19 protein-coding genes are annotated in these 16,031 nt (G+C 42.3%); 12 read left to right on the top strand and 7 right to left on the bottom strand.

The window, feature by feature from the left end:
* Nucleotides 1-337 precede the first annotated feature (337 nt).
* A complete protein-coding gene (locus IM456_RS06380) occupies nucleotides 338-1,510 on the top strand; it encodes a putative hexosyltransferase (protein WP_061432724.1) in 1,173 nt (390 codons plus the stop codon).
* A gap of 585 nt (nucleotides 1,511-2,095) precedes the next feature.
* On the opposite strand, the gene IM456_RS06375 is transcribed toward IM456_RS06380, so the two are convergent.
* Nucleotides 2,096-2,437 (bottom strand): hypothetical protein, encoded by a 342-nt coding sequence (locus tag IM456_RS06375; RefSeq protein WP_149986677.1) that lies wholly within the window; start codon nucleotides 2,435-2,437, stop codon nucleotides 2,096-2,098.
* Nucleotides 2,438-2,449: 12 nt separating this feature from the next.
* Here IM456_RS06375 and holB point away from each other — a divergent pair, with 12 nt between their 5' ends.
* Both holB and IM456_RS06365 read left to right on the top strand, forming a co-directional pair.
* The gene (holB, locus tag IM456_RS06370; protein ID WP_149986678.1) at nucleotides 2,450-3,415 is read left to right on the top strand and encodes a DNA polymerase III subunit delta'; all 966 of its coding nucleotides are present in this window, start codon (nucleotides 2,450-2,452) and stop codon (nucleotides 3,413-3,415) included.
* A 37-nt stretch (nucleotides 3,416-3,452) separates the two neighbouring features.
* The gene (locus tag IM456_RS06365; protein WP_150977551.1) at nucleotides 3,453-3,671 is read left to right on the top strand and encodes a neurohypophysial hormones like protein; all 219 of its coding nucleotides are present in this window, start codon (nucleotides 3,453-3,455) and stop codon (nucleotides 3,669-3,671) included.
* A gap of 214 nt (nucleotides 3,672-3,885) precedes the next feature.
* Here IM456_RS06365 and ftsH2 read toward each other — a convergent pair whose 3' ends face one another.
* Complete coding sequence (gene ftsH2, locus IM456_RS06360; protein WP_287691476.1) at nucleotides 3,886-5,772, bottom strand: ATP-dependent zinc metalloprotease FtsH2; 1,887 nt, start codon at nucleotides 5,770-5,772, stop codon at nucleotides 3,886-3,888.
* 423 nt (nucleotides 5,773-6,195) lie between these two features.
* On the opposite strand from ftsH2, the gene IM456_RS06355 reads away from it, so the two are divergent.
* Nucleotides 6,196-6,507, top strand: coding sequence for a type II restriction endonuclease (locus IM456_RS06355; RefSeq protein WP_287691475.1), 312 nt, complete (start codon nucleotides 6,196-6,198; stop codon nucleotides 6,505-6,507).
* Nucleotides 6,508-6,522: 15 nt separating this feature from the next.
* Nucleotides 6,523-7,425, top strand: coding sequence for a DNA adenine methylase (locus IM456_RS06350; RefSeq protein WP_287691473.1), 903 nt, complete (start codon nucleotides 6,523-6,525; stop codon nucleotides 7,423-7,425).
* Nucleotides 7,426-7,616: 191 nt separating this feature from the next.
* Here IM456_RS06350 and IM456_RS06345 read toward each other — a convergent pair whose 3' ends face one another.
* On the bottom strand, nucleotides 7,617-7,916 hold the full coding sequence (locus IM456_RS06345) for a hypothetical protein (protein WP_079209413.1): 300 nt from the start codon (nucleotides 7,914-7,916) through the stop codon (nucleotides 7,617-7,619).
* Nucleotides 7,917-8,134: 218 nt separating this feature from the next.
* Here IM456_RS06345 and psbX point away from each other — a divergent pair, with 218 nt between their 5' ends.
* On the top strand, nucleotides 8,135-8,254 hold the full coding sequence (gene psbX / locus IM456_RS06340; protein ID WP_002759073.1) for a photosystem II reaction center X protein: 120 nt from the start codon (nucleotides 8,135-8,137) through the stop codon (nucleotides 8,252-8,254).
* Nucleotides 8,255-8,296: 42 nt separating this feature from the next.
* Here the strand turns inward: psbX and IM456_RS06335 are convergent, their stop codons facing one another.
* The 3 genes from IM456_RS06335 to IM456_RS06325 all read right to left on the bottom strand — a co-directional run bounded on the left by IM456_RS06335 (nucleotide 8,297) and on the right by IM456_RS06325 (nucleotide 10,695).
* Entirely contained in the window at nucleotides 8,297-8,944 is a 648-nt protein-coding gene (locus IM456_RS06335) for a ComF family protein (protein WP_002795927.1), read from the bottom strand.
* On the bottom strand, nucleotides 8,913-9,212 hold the full coding sequence (locus IM456_RS06330) for a DUF1816 domain-containing protein (RefSeq protein ID WP_287691470.1): 300 nt from the start codon (nucleotides 9,210-9,212) through the stop codon (nucleotides 8,913-8,915). Before IM456_RS06330 ends, IM456_RS06335 begins: the two co-directional genes overlap by 32 nt.
* A gap of 253 nt (nucleotides 9,213-9,465) precedes the next feature.
* The gene (locus tag IM456_RS06325; RefSeq protein ID WP_287691468.1) at nucleotides 9,466-10,695 is read right to left on the bottom strand and encodes an RNA-guided endonuclease InsQ/TnpB family protein; all 1,230 of its coding nucleotides are present in this window, start codon (nucleotides 10,693-10,695) and stop codon (nucleotides 9,466-9,468) included.
* Nucleotides 10,696-10,858: 163 nt separating this feature from the next.
* Between IM456_RS06325 and IM456_RS06320 the strand changes: the two genes are divergently transcribed.
* The 5 genes from IM456_RS06320 to IM456_RS06300 all read left to right on the top strand — a co-directional run bounded on the left by IM456_RS06320 (nucleotide 10,859) and on the right by IM456_RS06300 (nucleotide 14,412).
* Nucleotides 10,859-11,218, top strand: coding sequence for a ferredoxin thioredoxin reductase catalytic beta subunit (locus IM456_RS06320; RefSeq protein ID WP_061432731.1), 360 nt, complete (start codon nucleotides 10,859-10,861; stop codon nucleotides 11,216-11,218).
* 9 nt (nucleotides 11,219-11,227) lie between these two features.
* Complete coding sequence (locus tag IM456_RS06315) at nucleotides 11,228-11,653, top strand: DUF309 domain-containing protein (RefSeq protein ID WP_149986685.1); 426 nt, start codon at nucleotides 11,228-11,230, stop codon at nucleotides 11,651-11,653.
* A 153-nt stretch (nucleotides 11,654-11,806) separates the two neighbouring features.
* Complete coding sequence (locus tag IM456_RS06310; RefSeq protein WP_149986686.1) at nucleotides 11,807-12,307, top strand: LptA/OstA family protein; 501 nt, start codon at nucleotides 11,807-11,809, stop codon at nucleotides 12,305-12,307.
* Between the two features lie 175 nt (nucleotides 12,308-12,482).
* Nucleotides 12,483-13,211, top strand: a complete 729-nt coding sequence (gene lptB, locus IM456_RS06305) for an LPS export ABC transporter ATP-binding protein (RefSeq protein ID WP_061432734.1) — start codon at nucleotides 12,483-12,485, stop codon at nucleotides 13,209-13,211.
* A 31-nt stretch (nucleotides 13,212-13,242) separates the two neighbouring features.
* Complete coding sequence (locus IM456_RS06300; protein WP_149986687.1) at nucleotides 13,243-14,412, top strand: LptF/LptG family permease; 1,170 nt, start codon at nucleotides 13,243-13,245, stop codon at nucleotides 14,410-14,412.
* 36 nt (nucleotides 14,413-14,448) lie between these two features.
* Here IM456_RS06300 and rsmI read toward each other — a convergent pair whose 3' ends face one another.
* A complete protein-coding gene (gene rsmI / locus IM456_RS06295; protein ID WP_149986688.1) occupies nucleotides 14,449-15,288 on the bottom strand; it encodes a 16S rRNA (cytidine(1402)-2'-O)-methyltransferase in 840 nt (279 codons plus the stop codon).
* A 396-nt stretch (nucleotides 15,289-15,684) separates the two neighbouring features.
* Between rsmI and IM456_RS06290 the strand changes: the two genes are divergently transcribed.
* Nucleotides 15,685-15,801, top strand: a complete 117-nt coding sequence (locus IM456_RS06290; protein ID WP_002732356.1) for a photosystem II reaction center protein I — start codon at nucleotides 15,685-15,687, stop codon at nucleotides 15,799-15,801.
* Nucleotides 15,802-16,031 lie beyond the last annotated feature (230 nt).

The following is a 16,031-nucleotide window of genomic DNA, read 5'->3' as shown; positions in this document are numbered from 1 at the left end:
TAATTCTTGGGCTGCCCATTTCTCCATTTTTTTGCTTACCTCCACCTTGATTCCTTCTTTCAAAACTATACCTATCAATCGTTTCCCCTTTTTTTAAGTTTCTTCTCTTTTTGTTAAGAAAGATCTGACTAATGGATAGCTGCTGCTCCAGGAGAGTCCTTCCACAGGGTCAATACCACTGGCTGCTTGACACCCCCCCCCTGAACAGTTACAGTTGTTAGACAGTGGAAGAGGCTTCTAGTTCCTGTGGACGGGCAAGATGCCCATCCCAAGTTTCATATTTAATTACAACCAGCTACTTACACTTAATATTTGATGTTTAATTAGGTTATTTTTCATGAATTTACTACAAAGTTTCTGGCGCAGATTTGAAAATCAAACCATTGTGATAATTAGTGTAATTCTTGCCTTTTTACTACGGCTGAGTCGCTGGCAAAACTCAACCTCGGATATGAAATATTACAGTAAGTGGTATGATTTTATCGTCCAGAACGGAGGATTTAGTGCTTTTAAATATGATTTTGCTAACTACAATCCTCCTTACTTGTATTTAATGGTTATTGCTTCTTATATTTATTCTAGTTTGCCTAAAATTCTTGCTATCAAGCTGATTACAATCCCTTTTGATTTTCTCTGTGCTTTTTTTGTTTATAAGCTAGTTCGCCTCAAATATTCTAGAGGCAAATTACCAATTATTGCTGCTATTATTGTCTTGTTTTCCCCTACAGTTTTTTTGAATAGTTCTTACTGGGGACAGACAGATATGCTTTATACATTTTGGTTAGTTGCCTGTCTCTATTATCTAGCTATTGAGCGAAATATATTAGGATTAATATGTTTTGGTATCGCTGTTTCTTTTAAGCAACAAGCAATGTTTTTTGCGCCTTTTTTAATCATGCTTGGTGTCAAAAAATATATCTCTTGGTCTTCATTATTAATTGTTCCCTTAGTATATTTTATCTCTCTAGTTCCAAGTTGGATGGCAGGCAGATCAATAAACAGTTTATTGTCAATTTATCTCAATCAAGCCGGAACATTTAAATATCTGACATTAAATGCTCCTAATCTATATCTATGGATTTCCAATCAATTTTATTCAAGGGTTGTTCCCCTGGGATCATTGCTGACAGTAACTGTTATTGTGTACCTCGTTTACATAATTTACAAAAGTCACCTTAAAATTACTACACCAGTAATGATTCAACTGGCTCTTATCTCAGTCTTGGTTGTCCCTTATGTACTGCCGAAGATGCACGAAAGATACTTTTTTGCTGCCGATGTTATTTCCATTATTTTTGGTTTTTATTACCCCCGTTATTTTTTCGTGCCAATTATTATTAATCTTGTATCTCTCTTCAGTTATTTTCCTTATCTAATGCGTCAACATGGTGTAGGAGTGGAGATAGTTTCTTTGCCAATCTTGTCTCTCATTTTAGGATTGACAATATTAATTACTCTTTATCATCTACATCAAACTCTTCAGGAAGCTGAACAACAGAAATTACTCTAACAATTTTCCTTTCTGTTATTGCCAGAGGACATAGACCTAGATCGATCGATCTTTGTGTCCTCTGTGTCTCTGTGGTTCCTTCCACTCCCTCGCTAGGAGGAATGTATCTTAGAATACATTTTACCCACCAAACCTGGGAGAGCCCAATTCCTGAGATTGTGGGCTCTTAGTCTAACAAAGCCCATGCACAGCGACCGTCGAAACTGGATCGCTATGATGCAGAAGTTATCTGGCGTGGGTGATGGCCAGCGTTACCAGGAAAAGTGAATAAACATTATAAGCTAAACGGCTTTTACTTCGGATCACCGATATAGACTCCAAAAGGGTTATAGCTGTTGGATCATGCAGGTTAAGCGCCGTTTAGCTTACTAAATTGGGTTACACTTCATCTTTAGGAGAAACGCTCTAATATAGATATTTCGACCAAATTGAGATGCACCCAATTTGGTATCATCTCTGGATGACCAGCTACTGTTCTGGCGTTCCCAAAAACTAGAGACTTCCCACCTCACCATTAAGATAACTGCTATAAGATGGTATTTTGTACCCGTCTTTGTCAGTTGACGGAGACAGGAACAAATCGGGTTAAGCAGTAATTCTGGTCAGGGATTGGCCTTGATAATTTTTGGTAATAATCTGGTGAATAGATTGGAAAAATTGCCGACAACGATTATTAGTTCTCAGGGGCAATTCATGATTTTTTACCAATAAATCAATCTGAAGCTCCGAGCTAGTGGGAGGATGAATAAATAATTCCACTTTCACTAACTGGGGAAAGAGAGCATCGTTAGGAACTTCCGATAAAAGCAAGACATCGGTCCGGCGCTTGATGATTTCAAATTCACCCAAACTTAGGATATCATCGTATAAAAGCCCGGTCTGATGGGGAGAAATTCCGACAAAATAAGAACAGGAATAGCGAGCCATGGCAGGGAAAAGATGATAGATTGGTCACGGTTAATCGGTCAAAATCAGGCCATTGAACTACTACAAAGAGCGCTTGAAATCAATTCGATCGCTCCCGCTTACTTATTCGCCGGCGCTAAGGGGATTGGACGCAATCTGGCCGCAAAATGTTTCTGTCAAGACTTGTTAACTAGAGATCGATCGCCGGAAGCAAGGGAATTAATCCTGAAACGCTTTCTGGGGGGCAATCATCCCGATTTACTCTGGATTGAACCCACTTATCAACACCAAGGCAAACTGCTCACCGCAAAAGAAGCACAGGAAAGCAATCTCAAGCGTAAAGCCCCCCCGCAAATCCGCATCGAACAAATTCGCGAGATTACTAACTTTTTAAGTCGTCCTCCCCTGGAATCGTCCCGCTCTGTGGTAGTGATCGAGCAAGCAGACACCATGACGGAATCAGCAGCAAATGCCCTCTTAAAAACGCTTGAGGAACCGGGAAAAGCCACTTTAATCCTGATTGCTCCCAGTCCTTCCTCTTTACTACCCACTCTCGTTTCTCGCTGTCAACATATCCCTTTTCAGCGTCTTTCGGAAGAAAATCTCGCTCAAGTCCTCCGCTCTAACGGACACGCTCGCGTTCTCAATTATCCAGCAATTCTCGGTTTAGCCCAAGGTAGCCCCGGAGAAGCGATCGCCGCTTTAGAGTTTCTCGACAGTCTCCCCCAAGATTTACCGCGATCTTTGAGCAAATTTCCCCTAAAACTTTCCCAAGCACTGGAATTAGCCAAAATTATCGCTCAAACTCTTGACACGGAAACCCAATTATGGTATGTAAGTTATCTTCAGTATGAGGATTGGCAACGACGACGAGAGCGATCGATTTTAGAAATCTTGGAAAAAACCCGCCGGCAGCTGTTAGCCTACGTTCAACCCCGTTTAGTCTGGGAATGCACTTTCTTGGCATTAGCCAAGCTATCCACCGCCCAAAAGTCTTAAAATTGTTATATTTATCGATCGAGTGGGGAGAAAGACCATGAAAATCAAATCCTTAGTTTTGCTGATTCTGTTAACTTTGACTACGGTTTTAGGTGCTTGTCAGGGAGGAAAAGAAGCCGAAGAACCGAAAAACGTCCCTACCACGGTGGAATCCCCGCAAAAAGACGAAGATAGCGATAAAGACGGGGAAAAGCAGCAAAAAGACGGCAATAATCAACGGGATAAAAAAGACGATGACGATGATGATGACGACTAATTGTAAAAATCAAAAAATTATTGTTAGGGTTAGGAGTCAGTAGCCAGTAGTCAGTAGTCAGGAGAATTAAGAATGAGAATAATAATCAATTAAATTGTCTATTTACAGATTTTAGGCAATTTAATCCTTATTTTTGCAGCTTTTGAACCCTTAATTGGGATAAAAAAATCGGGTGAGCTTTAACCCACCCGAGCGCCTATGAATTGAAATCAACCTATAACTGTGGTACAAACTGTTCTTTTTCGGGAACGTAGGCGTATTCAGCCACAATCTGCCGGAATTCTCCCCCATCGATTGTTTCTTTTTCGATCAGCAGGTCTACCACTCGATCGATCACTTCGCGATGATCGCGAATAATTTGCCGAGAAATTTCATGGCAGTGTTCCACGATTGATCGCACCTGATCATCGATGCGAGTAGCGACCTTCTCAGAATACTCGGAACGAGTCATCAAACCGCCACCGAGGAACACTTCACCCCCCTGACTTTCTAGGGACAAAGGACCCAAATCGCTCATCCCGAAACGAGTCACCATCTGACGGGCCATATCAGAGACTTGCTGTAAATCGCCACCGGCACCGGTAGTCACCTCATCATAGCCGAAGATTTCTTCCTCGGCCGCCCGACCACCCAAAGCACCGGAAATCCGGGCCATTAACTGCGCTTTCGTGGTTAAACCCTGTTCTTCGTTGGGAGTGAACCAAGTTAAACCCTGGGCCTGTCCCCGGGGAATCAGAGTCACTTTCTGGACGGGATCGTGATCTTTTAAGAGCGTACCCACGATCGCATGGCCCACTTCATGGTAAGCGATTAGGCGCTTGCTCTTGCTATCGACTAAAGGAGTGCCTTCCATACCCGCGATAACGCGATCTACCGCGTCATCTATCTCTAGGAGGGTAATGGCTTCTTTGCGACGACGAGCGGTTAAAATTGCCGCTTCGTTCAGTAAATTAGCTAAATCTGCTCCACTGAACCCCGGAGTGCGACGGGCGATCGCTTCGATGGAAACGTCGTTAGCCAGCTTTTTATTGCGGGCGTGAACGTCTAAAATCTCTAAACGACCTTTAAAATCGGGCGCATCCACGGTTATTTGCCGATCAAAACGGCCCGGACGCATGAGAGCGGAATCGAGAACATCGGGGCGGTTAGTGGCGGCAATGATGATAATTCCCGTATTCCCCTCGAAACCGTCCATTTCTGTCAATAATTGGTTCAGGGTTTGTTCCCGTTCATCGTTACCACCACCGATACCGGCACCCCGTTGACGACCTACCGCGTCAATTTCATCGATAAAGATCAAACAGGGAGCATTTTCCTTGGCTTTTTTGAACAAATCGCGCACGCGAGAAGCACCGACACCGACAAACATTTCCACAAATTCCGAACCGGAAATGCTGAAGAAAGGTACACCCGCTTCACCGGCGATCGCTTTAGCCAACAGGGTTTTACCCGTACCCGGAGGACCAACTAACAGGACTCCTTTGGGGATTTTGGCCCCGACGGCGGTAAATTTCTCCGGTTGTTTGAGGAAAGTGACAACTTCCTGTAATTCTTCCTTCGCTTCGTCAATTCCTGCCACATCATCAAAGGTGATGCCGGTTTTTGCTTCCATCTGGAAACGGGCTTTTGATTTACCAAAACTCATCGCTTGACCCGGACCGCCTGGGATATTATTAGAACGGCGGAACAGGAAAAAGAGAGCGGCAATCAGCAAAAAGGGGAAAAGTAGATTACCGAGGAATCCCCACCAAGCGCCGTCATTCCGCATCGGGTGAGCATCGAAACTAATTTTAGAATCGCGTAAACGGGCGATCAAATCCGGGGAATTGGCCGGTAAATCGACCCGTAGGCGTTGTACTCGGTTTTCTAGTTCCGGATCTAGGGCCTGTACGATCGCGGTTCTGCCCCCTTCGTAGAGATCGACGCTGACAACCCTACCACTGTCTAGGTATTCTAGAAAGCGTCCGTAGGTCATGCGGGTAGTGGCGGTGTTATTGCCGATATTACTGGTGGCCGTGGCAAAAGTGCCTTGCCAGAGGAAAAAACCGACCACAAGGGCGGGCAATGTCCACAGTAAAATCGTTTTCCAGGATAGTTTCATGTTTGTTTAGTGGTTCTAGGATAAAGATTTTTGCCTAACTCATTTAGCTGTTTTTGTCAAGGATTTTAGGTTATTTTTTCGAGATTAATCCCCGCAGCCAATTAAATCTTAACTAAATGTAACGTAATTCTCATAATTCTGACAAGAATGGTGACGAGAGATTTTTTTAGTTCATTTGTTCTAGCAAGAGTCTCATGGTTTCTGGGATAAGCTGGATTAGAGAAGGACTATCTCGATGGTCAAGATTTAACAGTAGAAGTTTTTACTATTCTTTACTCTAGAGCGTGTAAACTACACAGTGTATAAGCTGTTCGCAATTTAAATCGTGGGTGAACGGTGTTGAAACCCTTGCCTTTCCTCGATCTGCTCGGAAATTTAGAGGCTGAACAGCTTATCAAAAGCCACTGATTATCTGAGAGATTTATGACTCCAGAACATTTTTTGCAACTTTTACAACATCAAACTTCTTCCTTTGCTCAAACTGTGTCAACTAATGAAGGTGAATGGATTATTAAGGGTTTTATCGATATACATAAAAAAGTATATACTATATCTATTGATACGAAAATCATCTCCAAAATCCTAGAATTGCTTCTTTTTCCCATATTTGATAATTTTGCTAGATGTAACCAATTAAAGATAGAGTTAGTATCTCAACAAAATTTTTACCCTGATTTGACCTTTATTCACGAGCCAACAGGAGCTAAGTTTGCTGTGGATAGAGATTACTGTTGATGAGGAGAGTGTTTAGTGAAGTTAACGCCACTTGTGCCACCGATTAAGTGTCAAGGAATTAAAACTAAATTTGTGAAAGATGTTAAAAATATTGTGTCTGATCTGAGCTTTGGGCGTTGGATAGAACCCTTTTCTGGATCGGGAGTGGTGGCTTTTAATATTAATCCCAAAAAGGCTTTACTTGCGGACACAAATACTCATATTATCCAGTTTTATAATAATCTAAAAAATCAAGTTATTACCAGTAAAACTGTTAAGCTTTTTTTGCAAGAAAATGGTCAAGTTCTTAAGGATCAGGGAGAAAGTTATTATTATCAAGTACGAGAAAGATTTAATCAATCTCCTAATTCTCTAGATTTTTTATTTCTGAATCGCTCCTGTTTTAATGGCGTGATGAGATTCAATCGTAAGGGACAGTTTAACGTCCCTTACTGTCATAAATCAGAACGCTTTTCTCAAGCATATATTACCAAAATAGTCAATCAAGTTATTGCCCTAGAAAATATTCTTATTAAAACTGATTATAATTTTCAAGTTGCTGACTTTCGAGAGACTTTATCTGATTGGCAAAAAACAGACTTGATCTATCTCGATCCTCCTTATTTAGGGAGACACGTCGATTATTTTAACTCTTGGTCTGAAGAGGATGAAGATTGTTTGGTGACTATTTTAAAGGATATTTCTTGTCGGTTTATTTTGTCCACTTGGCACAGTAATCAGTTTAGAAGCAATCCTTTAATTAAAAAAAATTGGAGTGCTGATAAGTTTTATATCTATACTAAACAGCATTTTTATCATGTGGGTTCCACAGAAAAATTGCGTCATCCGATCACCGAAGCGATCATTACTAACTTTAACATTCCCTTGTTGCCAGAGCGAGGAACTGATTTGCAACAACTGTCATTAAGCTGTTCGTAATTTAAATTGCTTGTTGAGACGAGGCAAGAGGCAAGAGGCAAGAGGCAACAGTAAAGGGATTGGGGGAGATTCGGCTAATCTTAAGAATAAGCGCTTTAAATGCGTCTTAGATTATCCCCATCGACAGCAGAAAATGAGGGAGTGAGAACAGTCTAGAAGATGCCTAGTTGCTAATTCTCACTCCTTACTATTTATCCTTGGCTTTGGCGTAGATGGTCATTAATTTGGCGTTTGCGCTTTTCTTCGGGGGCAGTGCTAGTAATTTCGCCAAAATCTTCACTACTCATGGAAAGATGGGACATTATCTTTCTTTTGCGCTCTTTAGCAGTTAATTCTGGTGAAGGAGTCACTGGCGGCGGCGCTGCCACGGGTTCCGCTGCCACCGGGGGAGTTTCCACAATTGGCAGCGGTTTTTTAGGAATATAGTCAGCACCACTCGTACTTCTGGAGAGATGATCGAGAATGCGACGTTTGCGATCGTCAGTAGCCATAACAATCTTTGCCAATCTAGTTTAAAGTTTTGTAACTATCACCTATTGTCAAACATCCCTATCCCCTTGAGAAGTCAAGGGAGATTTTATTTTGAGGGATTGAAGACATATAAAACCTGCGATCGCATCTATCTGGTCGTGGAACTGGAGGTCTTCTCGCCCAAGGTGATAAGATAAAAAACTAAGTCTTGGAAAATATGACAAAGGATTTATCTATCATGACACCCTCTTTAGCTAACTTTCTCTGGAGCCTTGTTTTAGGTGCGGCTATCGTCCTGATCCCTGCTACTATCGGTTTGATTTTCATCAGTCAATACGACAAGATCAAACGGACTTAATTTAAAATCCTAAAATGCCTAGACCGATTCCGTCTGGGCATTTTAGCTAATTTTGGAACTGGCAAGAGCGATCGCACCGACTACCCGATATCCCTCTGTTTGTAAAACCTGCACAGCCTCCTCAATCGTGGTTCCCGTGGTATAAATATCATCAATTAAGAGAATCGGCACTGATTTCGGTAAATTTTTCCCCAGTTGAAAAGCCGCTTGCATCGTCTTTTTTCTCTCCTCGGCTGCCAGACTAAATAAAGCTGCCGTGTTCTTAATCCGAATTAATCCGCGACTAGCCAGAGGATAACCGGTTAAACGACAAAAACCCTCGCCAATAACTTCTGCTTGATTAAAACCCCTTTCCTTTAATCTTTCTGGGTGGAGAGGGATAGGAATCACCGTCAAGCGTTTATCGGTGAGGGGAGGACGAAGGAGCCAAGTTTCCCCCATACAACTGCCTAGCAAAGAGCCGAGAGCGGGATGGCGATCATATTTCATTTTAGCGATCGCCTGTTTTAATTTACCTTCATAGCGTCCCCAGATAAACAGGGGAATAGAACCACGCCAGAGAAAAAGCGGGTTATTCTGACGATAGGACTGTAATTGTCGCCCACAATCACGGCAAAGCTCTCGCTCGCTCTGCCGTTGACAAAGAGGACAGGGAGACTTAAGAAATAAAGCGAGAAAAGGTTCGAGCATGGGAAGTCAAAGTTTTAGCTATATCCTGATTTCCATCGTCAAAAACGGTCAAATAATGGGGATTACTCCGCTCGATCGAAAGACTGATTCCTTGCGCTCCTTCGGACTCTATATCTTGTAGATAACCCCCCTGATGCTGTTCTGCTTCCTCAAAAGAAGCAAAGGGACCAAAATAGTAAATACAGTGGGGGGAAAGGGAGGTAATTTTCAGCCACCAAGGTGTATTATCGTCAGAAATTTTATTTGTCTCCAAGAAAGATAAAATCATGTTCTGGTAGTGATAGGGTACAGGGATTGCGGGAATCAAGGACAGGTTTTTAGGAACTTTGCCCCCATAATTCCGATTTGCTGGCCAAAAAATCGAGCTTTTGGCCAAAGAGAGTCTTTTTATCGTATTAGATTAACAAGGGGATCGGTCGCAAAATCAAAAGATATTCTAAAAATTCCCCTCAGCCAAGGGGAAGCGGATCGAGATAGGATATTGACGCTCCCATCGCACTAAGCGCTTGGGGATTCCCTGTTCATCCAGTTACCTTATCTACTAAGCTTTCACCTAATAGACAGTGGGTAGTCTGTCCGAGGGCTTGAATTTCTGTCCGCCCGACAGTATTTGCCCGTGCGAGAATGTTTATAGCGGCGTTTTCGTCTCTATCCAAGACACACCCACAAGAACAAATATGTGTTCTTACAGATAATGTTTTCTTGACGATATTGCCACAATCAGAACATTGTTGGCTAGTGTATTGTGGATTTACCGCTACCACAAACTTCCTGTGTATTTTCCCAAAGTAGTCTAGCCAATCGGTGAACATTGACCAACTCGCATCTTGAATAGATTTAGCAAGCTTAGGATTTTTCACCATATTAGATACCTTCAAGTCCTCATAGACTACCAAATCGTTAGATTGGATTAACGCTTTTGCTGTCTTGACGGCAAAATCTTTACGCTGTCTAGAAACTTTTAGATGAAGGCGAGCTACTTTAGATTTCTGTTTTAATCTTTTTTGGCTTCCCTTTTTCTTCTTTGAGAGTTTACGTTGAGCCTTTTTTAGTCTTTTTTCCGACTTACGAAGAAACCGTGGGTTATCAATTTTATCCCCATTAGAGTCGGTTAATAAATGGTTTAAACCTAAATCAATCCCTACTTCTTTTCCTGTATAGTCAAAGGGTTCTACTCTTTCAATGTCTAAGACAAATTGACAATAAAAGCCATCTGCTCGTTTAATAAGCCTGACTCTTTTGATAGTGGATTTATCGAGAATCTCACGGTTAAAAGTGCCGATTAACTTTAATTTTCCTATCCCTGTTTTATCCGTGATGTGGATAAACTTTTTGTCTTCTGTTAGTTTCCAACCAGAAGTTTTGTAATCGACAGACCTTGAAAACTTTTTGAATTTGGGATAGCCTTTTTTCGCCAAACCCTTCTTGCTCCGTCCGCTCGCCGAATTCGATTCGGCGCGGGCGGTGCGCTTTTTACAGTTATCATAAAAACGGGATATAGAGAACCAAGCTCTTTGGGCACTTGCTTGACGAGCCATAGAGTTGAGTTTACCAACAAAAGAGAACTCAGGACTATTAGATAATTCGGTAGTTAGCCTACACAAAGTACCATAGTTAACCTGATCTTCTTTGGTAGAGTCCATCCAAAATCTTAAACATTTATTCCTGATGAACTGTCCCACCCTGATAGCCTCTTGAATGGCTATCTCTTGGTGTGAATTGGTTTTTAACTTAAACTCTATGACTCGCATTGACTCGACCTCTCAATGTGTTATGCTTATAATCTAGCAACTCATCGTACAAGGTGTCAAGGCGATGTCAGCTTTTCATCTCCGAGGTAAAACCGAGGGTTCCTTCAAGCTGACATTTTAGGTAAAAAGTTTTTTTTTAGAAAGCTAAGGGGATCAGATAACTATGAGCCAGATCACAAACACGGATAAGAGTCTTGAGGCGATGAAAAAGTTTGCCGAACAGTACGCTAAAGGTACAAATACTTATTTCTGTAGCGATCTCTCGGTGACAGCCGTAGTAATTGAGGGATTAGCGCGTCATAAGGACGAATTAGGCGCTCCTTTATGTCCCTGTCGTCACTACGAAGACAAAGAAGCGGAGGTAAAAAATACTTTCTGGAATTGTCCCTGTGTACCGATGCGGGAACGGAAAGAATGTCACTGTATGCTATTTATTACCCCCGATAACGAGTTTGCTGGGGAAGAACAGATAATTTCCCTCGACTATATCCAAGAAGTCCGCGAATCGATGAAGGGGCATTAGTTTAGGGTAATGACAGCCAGTGCTTTTGGCCAAGGAATCGACGAATTTAATCGCCAGCAATTCTATGCTTGTCATGATACCCTGGAGGCTTTGTGGATGGAGTCCGCAGAGCCTGAAAAAACCTTTTATCAAGGCATTTTGCAGATTGCTGTCGCTTGTTACCATCTGGAAAATAATAACTGGCGCGGAGCGGTAATCCTTTTGGGAGAAGGGGTTAGACGTTTGCAACACTATCAACCCGATTACGAGGGGATCAACGTGACGCACTTGGTGGGGGAGAGTTTGGATCTATTAAACTTTTTACAGAATCTCGATCCCCAAGCTTTACCGGCAGTGCTAGAAGCGATGAAAAGCAATCAGGAACATCCTCATCCCCACGCCGCTCGATCTATCTGTTCTCTGCCGAAAATCCTCAAAAGTCATCCGCTTCTCTAAACAGCTAGATTAGTTAGTCAATACAATTACCTCTAAGTAGGTGGGTGTTAAAAATTGTCAGCACCCCCCTTATCAAGGGGGGATTAAGGGGGGATCAAAGACAAAATCTATCTTCAATTTAATTGAAACCATTTACTTATAGGTGACATTTCTATGAGAGCAAGATCCGCAAAAATCAGAGGATGGCTAGTTGCCCTCGTTTCTGCTGGCTTAATCATGGGATTGGGCAATTCTCCCCTAGTCAAAGCACAGCAGAATATTGTACCAGGTAATGCCATGACAGTGCGATCGGATATTCAGGAGGCAAACTCAAAAACGGGGGTAATTACTGCTAGGGGTAACGTACAAGTGTTCTATCCCGCTCGCAAAATGCAGGCCACTTCCGCCCAAGCTCAGTATTTTAGCCGCGAACGTCGTTTAGTGATGACGGGTAACGTTTACGTTTTGCAGGAAGGCAACAGTATCCGCGCCGAAACGATGACTTATCTTGTCGATGAGGGCAGATTTATCGCTACTCCCCAAACCAGTCAGCAGGTGGAGTCAATTTATTTAGTCCAAGATAACGAAACTTCCCCCCAACCGGCTGCTTCCCCGACACCCGCACCCATACCTTCCCCTTCCCTCCCCGCTGCCCCAATTATTAACCCGCAGTGATAGTCAGGAGTCAGGAGTCAGGAATCAGGAATCAGGAGATTATTTTTAGTTATTCTTCCCACACCCTACACCCTACACCCCACACCCCACACCCCACACCCTACACCCCACGTCCCCACGTCCCCACGTCCCCACGTCCCCACGTCCCCACACCCAACACCCAAAGCCGATAAAGATGACTTTAGTATTAGAAAATATCCATAAATCCTACGGTAAAAGGCTCGTGGTTAACCGGGTGAGTATTACTGTTGCCCCGGGGGAAATTGTCGGGTTATTGGGACCAAATGGTGCGGGGAAAACCACAACTTTTTATATCGCCACGGGATTAATTAAACCGAATCAAGGGCGCGTTTGGCTCGATCAAAAAGAAATTACCAAATTACCCCTTAATCAAAGGGCGCGTCTGGGTATTGGCTATCTGACGCAGCAGGCCAGTATTTTTCGTTATTTAACTGTATCAGAAAATATTCAGTTAGCCCTAGAACAGTCGGGAGTTCCCTTTTCCCAACGGGCAAATCGTCTCTATGATTTATTAAAAGAATTTCGCCTCGATAAGATTGTTCGCACTAAAGGCGCTTACGTTTCCGGAGGAGAAAGAAGGAGGACGGAATTAGCTCGCGCTTTAGCGGTGGGAGTCAACGGACCCAGATTTTTATTATTAGATGAACCTTTCGCCGGGGTGGATCCGATCGCCGTGTCCGAGATTCAAGCGATGATCGCCGGTTTAAGGGAGCGTCAGATGGGAATTTTAATTACCGATCACAATGTGCGAGAAACTTTGGCTATCACTAATCGGGCTTATATTATGCGCGAAGGGCAGATTTTAGCGGCGGGAAGTGGCGAAGAACTTTATAATAATCCTCTGGTGCGTCAGTATTATTTGGGTGATAATTTTTTCAGATAATTGTTATTAATAAAAATCGCTGCATTATATCATGAAAGTTGGCAATTGGCAAGGAAATTTAAGTAGAATACCCGGATTTAGTATCTTAGACCGCTATATTTTTGTCGAGTTATTATTGCCCTTTCTATTTGGTATGGGTTTATTCACTTCTTTGGGAGTGGCGATCGGGACTTTATTTGATTTAGTGCGACGGATTACTGAATCGGGTTTACCTTTTACTTTGGCCCTAAAAATTCTCTTATTAAAAATGCCAGAGTTTATCGTTTTAGCCTTTCCCATGTCGATACTTTTAGCAGCTTTAATGGCCTACAGTCGTTTAGCCAGTGATAGCGAATTAATTGCTTTGAAAAGTATTGGAATTAGTGTTTATCGCCTAATAATTCCCGCCATTGTGCTAAGTTTAATAGTGACGGGATTGACCTACGTTTTTAATGATTATGTGGCTCCGGCTGCCAGTTATGAAGCTAATGCTACCATGACCAAAGCTCTGCGACCAAATCGCAAATCTTTTATTGAAGATAATATTATTTATCCTGAATACGGCAAAGTGCGGCAACCGGATGGAGGGGAACCCCAAACGGTATTAAGAAGGTTATTTTATGCCGAAAGATTTAACGGTCAAGAGATGCTAGGTTTAACCATTCTCGATCGCACCCAGCCAGAAGTTAATCAAATTATTACCTCAGAATCAGCTTCTTGGAATATTGAAAAAAATATTTGGGATTTTTATAACGGCACAATTTATCTAATTGATCCTAATGGTTCCTATCGTAATATTGTCCGCTTTCAACATCAACAATTAGCCCTACCGCGTACCCCTTTAGATTTAGCTTTTCGAGGCCGAGATGGTTCAGAAATGACCCTAAGACAAGCGCGGGAATACCTAGAAATACTGCAATTAAGCGGCAATCCCACCAAAATTAGAAAATTGCAGGTTCAAATCGAGCAGAAAATATCTTTACCCTTTGTTTGTTTAGTTTTTGGGATGATTGGGGCAGCCTTGGGATTACGTCCCCAAAATTCTAACAAAGCCACCAGTTTCGGTATTTGTATTGTCCTAATTTTCTCCTATTATCTCCTATCTTTTGTCACCAGTTCCTTAGGCATTGGCGGAGTTTTAACCCCCTTGATGGCCGCTTGGTTGCCCAATATTTTAGGATTAACTGCCGGGGGAATTTTGTTACTTCAATCGGCTAAATAATCGAGGGTTAGCGGTGGGAATAAAAATTGATAATCATCAAATTTCCAAAGCTAATTTATATAAACGACTGCGGGACAAATTAGTAACCTGTGCTAATTGTCTGCTGGCTTGCGATCGACTAACCCCTCGTTCTATAATTTGTTGTAATTCCCGTTTTAATTCCTCGTCGGATAATTGGATAGTATCCGCCTGATCGTTGCCCATAACTACGATTGTAAATTCCCCTTTAGGAGTTTTATTCTCTCGATATAAATTAATCGCATCGGCGATAGTTCCTCGCCAAATTTCTTCGTAAAGCTTGGTTAATTCCCGACCTAAAACTATCTTTCTCGTTGGGACGAAAGTTTTGCGGAAATCCTCCAAAGTCTTAAGAAGTTTGTGAGGTGCTTCATAAAAAACCATCGTTCTTGTTTCGGTTTTTAAACTCTCTAAGCGCTCTTGTCTCAGCTTTTCCTTACCCGGAAGAAATCCTTCAAAACAGAATCTTTCCGTGGGTAATCCCGACACCGCTAAAGCAGTAATTACCGCCGTTACTCCGGGGATGGGAACCACTTCGATATTAGCTTCTATACAAGCTTTAATTAACTCATAACCCGGGTCAGAAATCCCCGGCATTCCCGCATCAGTAACCAAAGCGATATCCTGACCTTGGCTGAGAATATTTAATAACTGATCGAGACGGGAAAGGCGATTATGTTCATGGTAACTAATTTGAGGGGTTGAAATATCAAAATGCTGCAATAATTTGCCCGTGTGTCTGGTATCTTCGGCAGCAATGAGAGCGACTTTTTTGAGAGTTGCCAAGGATCGGAAGGTCAGATCGTCTAAATTGCCGATCGGCGTTCCCACCACATATAATTTACCGAGATTATTCATAAATTGGCTAAAAATAGGCTATTTAGTCGTATTTTCAGTGATCAGTAAACAGTAAACAGTAGGCTGATAACCGATCACCGATCACTGATCAGACTGTCCACTAAAAACTCATAAGTAGGGAGGCACAATTATTTGTAGGATAGGTTAGCGGTAGCGTAACATGAGCGGGCGTTGGGTTTCATGCTTCAACCCAACCTACGTTCATCTTATATTTAATTCCACCCACCCACTTATCTGATCACTGATAACTGATAACTGATAACTGATAACTGATAACTGACGACTGAAGACCGATCGCTTTTCTCTGTTCAGGGATCGCCCAAATGGGGTAAAGTAGGTCAAGGTATGATCACCCCTGTTATTGAATTAATCTAGTCTAAGGAGAACGTCTTAGTAATGTTAACCCTAAAAATTGCCGTTTATATCGTTGTTTCCTTCTTTGTCTTACTTTTTATCTTTGGCTTCCTTTCTGGCGATCCTACCCGTAACCCCGGACGCAAAGACTTTGAGTAGAAGACAATTAACAAACTGGTTCTAGGGTAGAGGCACAGGGAACAAGTTATTAAACTTTCCCTGTCTCCCTAGAAATAATGATCATGGTAGTATCATCGGAAATTTTGGGTCTGAAACCCCGCCGTTCTAGGTTGGCTTTACGTTAGAATTAAAAGGCCAGTCTCGAAAACCAAGTGGACGGCGCAGCACCTTGAAAACTCGGCTTAGGGGGTTCCGACCAGAAAAGCTTG

This window comes from Microcystis sp. M079S1, from assembly GCF_020246425.1.
Classification (GTDB): domain Bacteria; phylum Cyanobacteriota; class Cyanobacteriia; order Cyanobacteriales; family Microcystaceae; genus Microcystis; species Microcystis aeruginosa.
The sequence above is the reverse complement of the archived record's forward strand: the minus strand, read 5'-3'. Positions and strand labels throughout refer to the sequence as shown.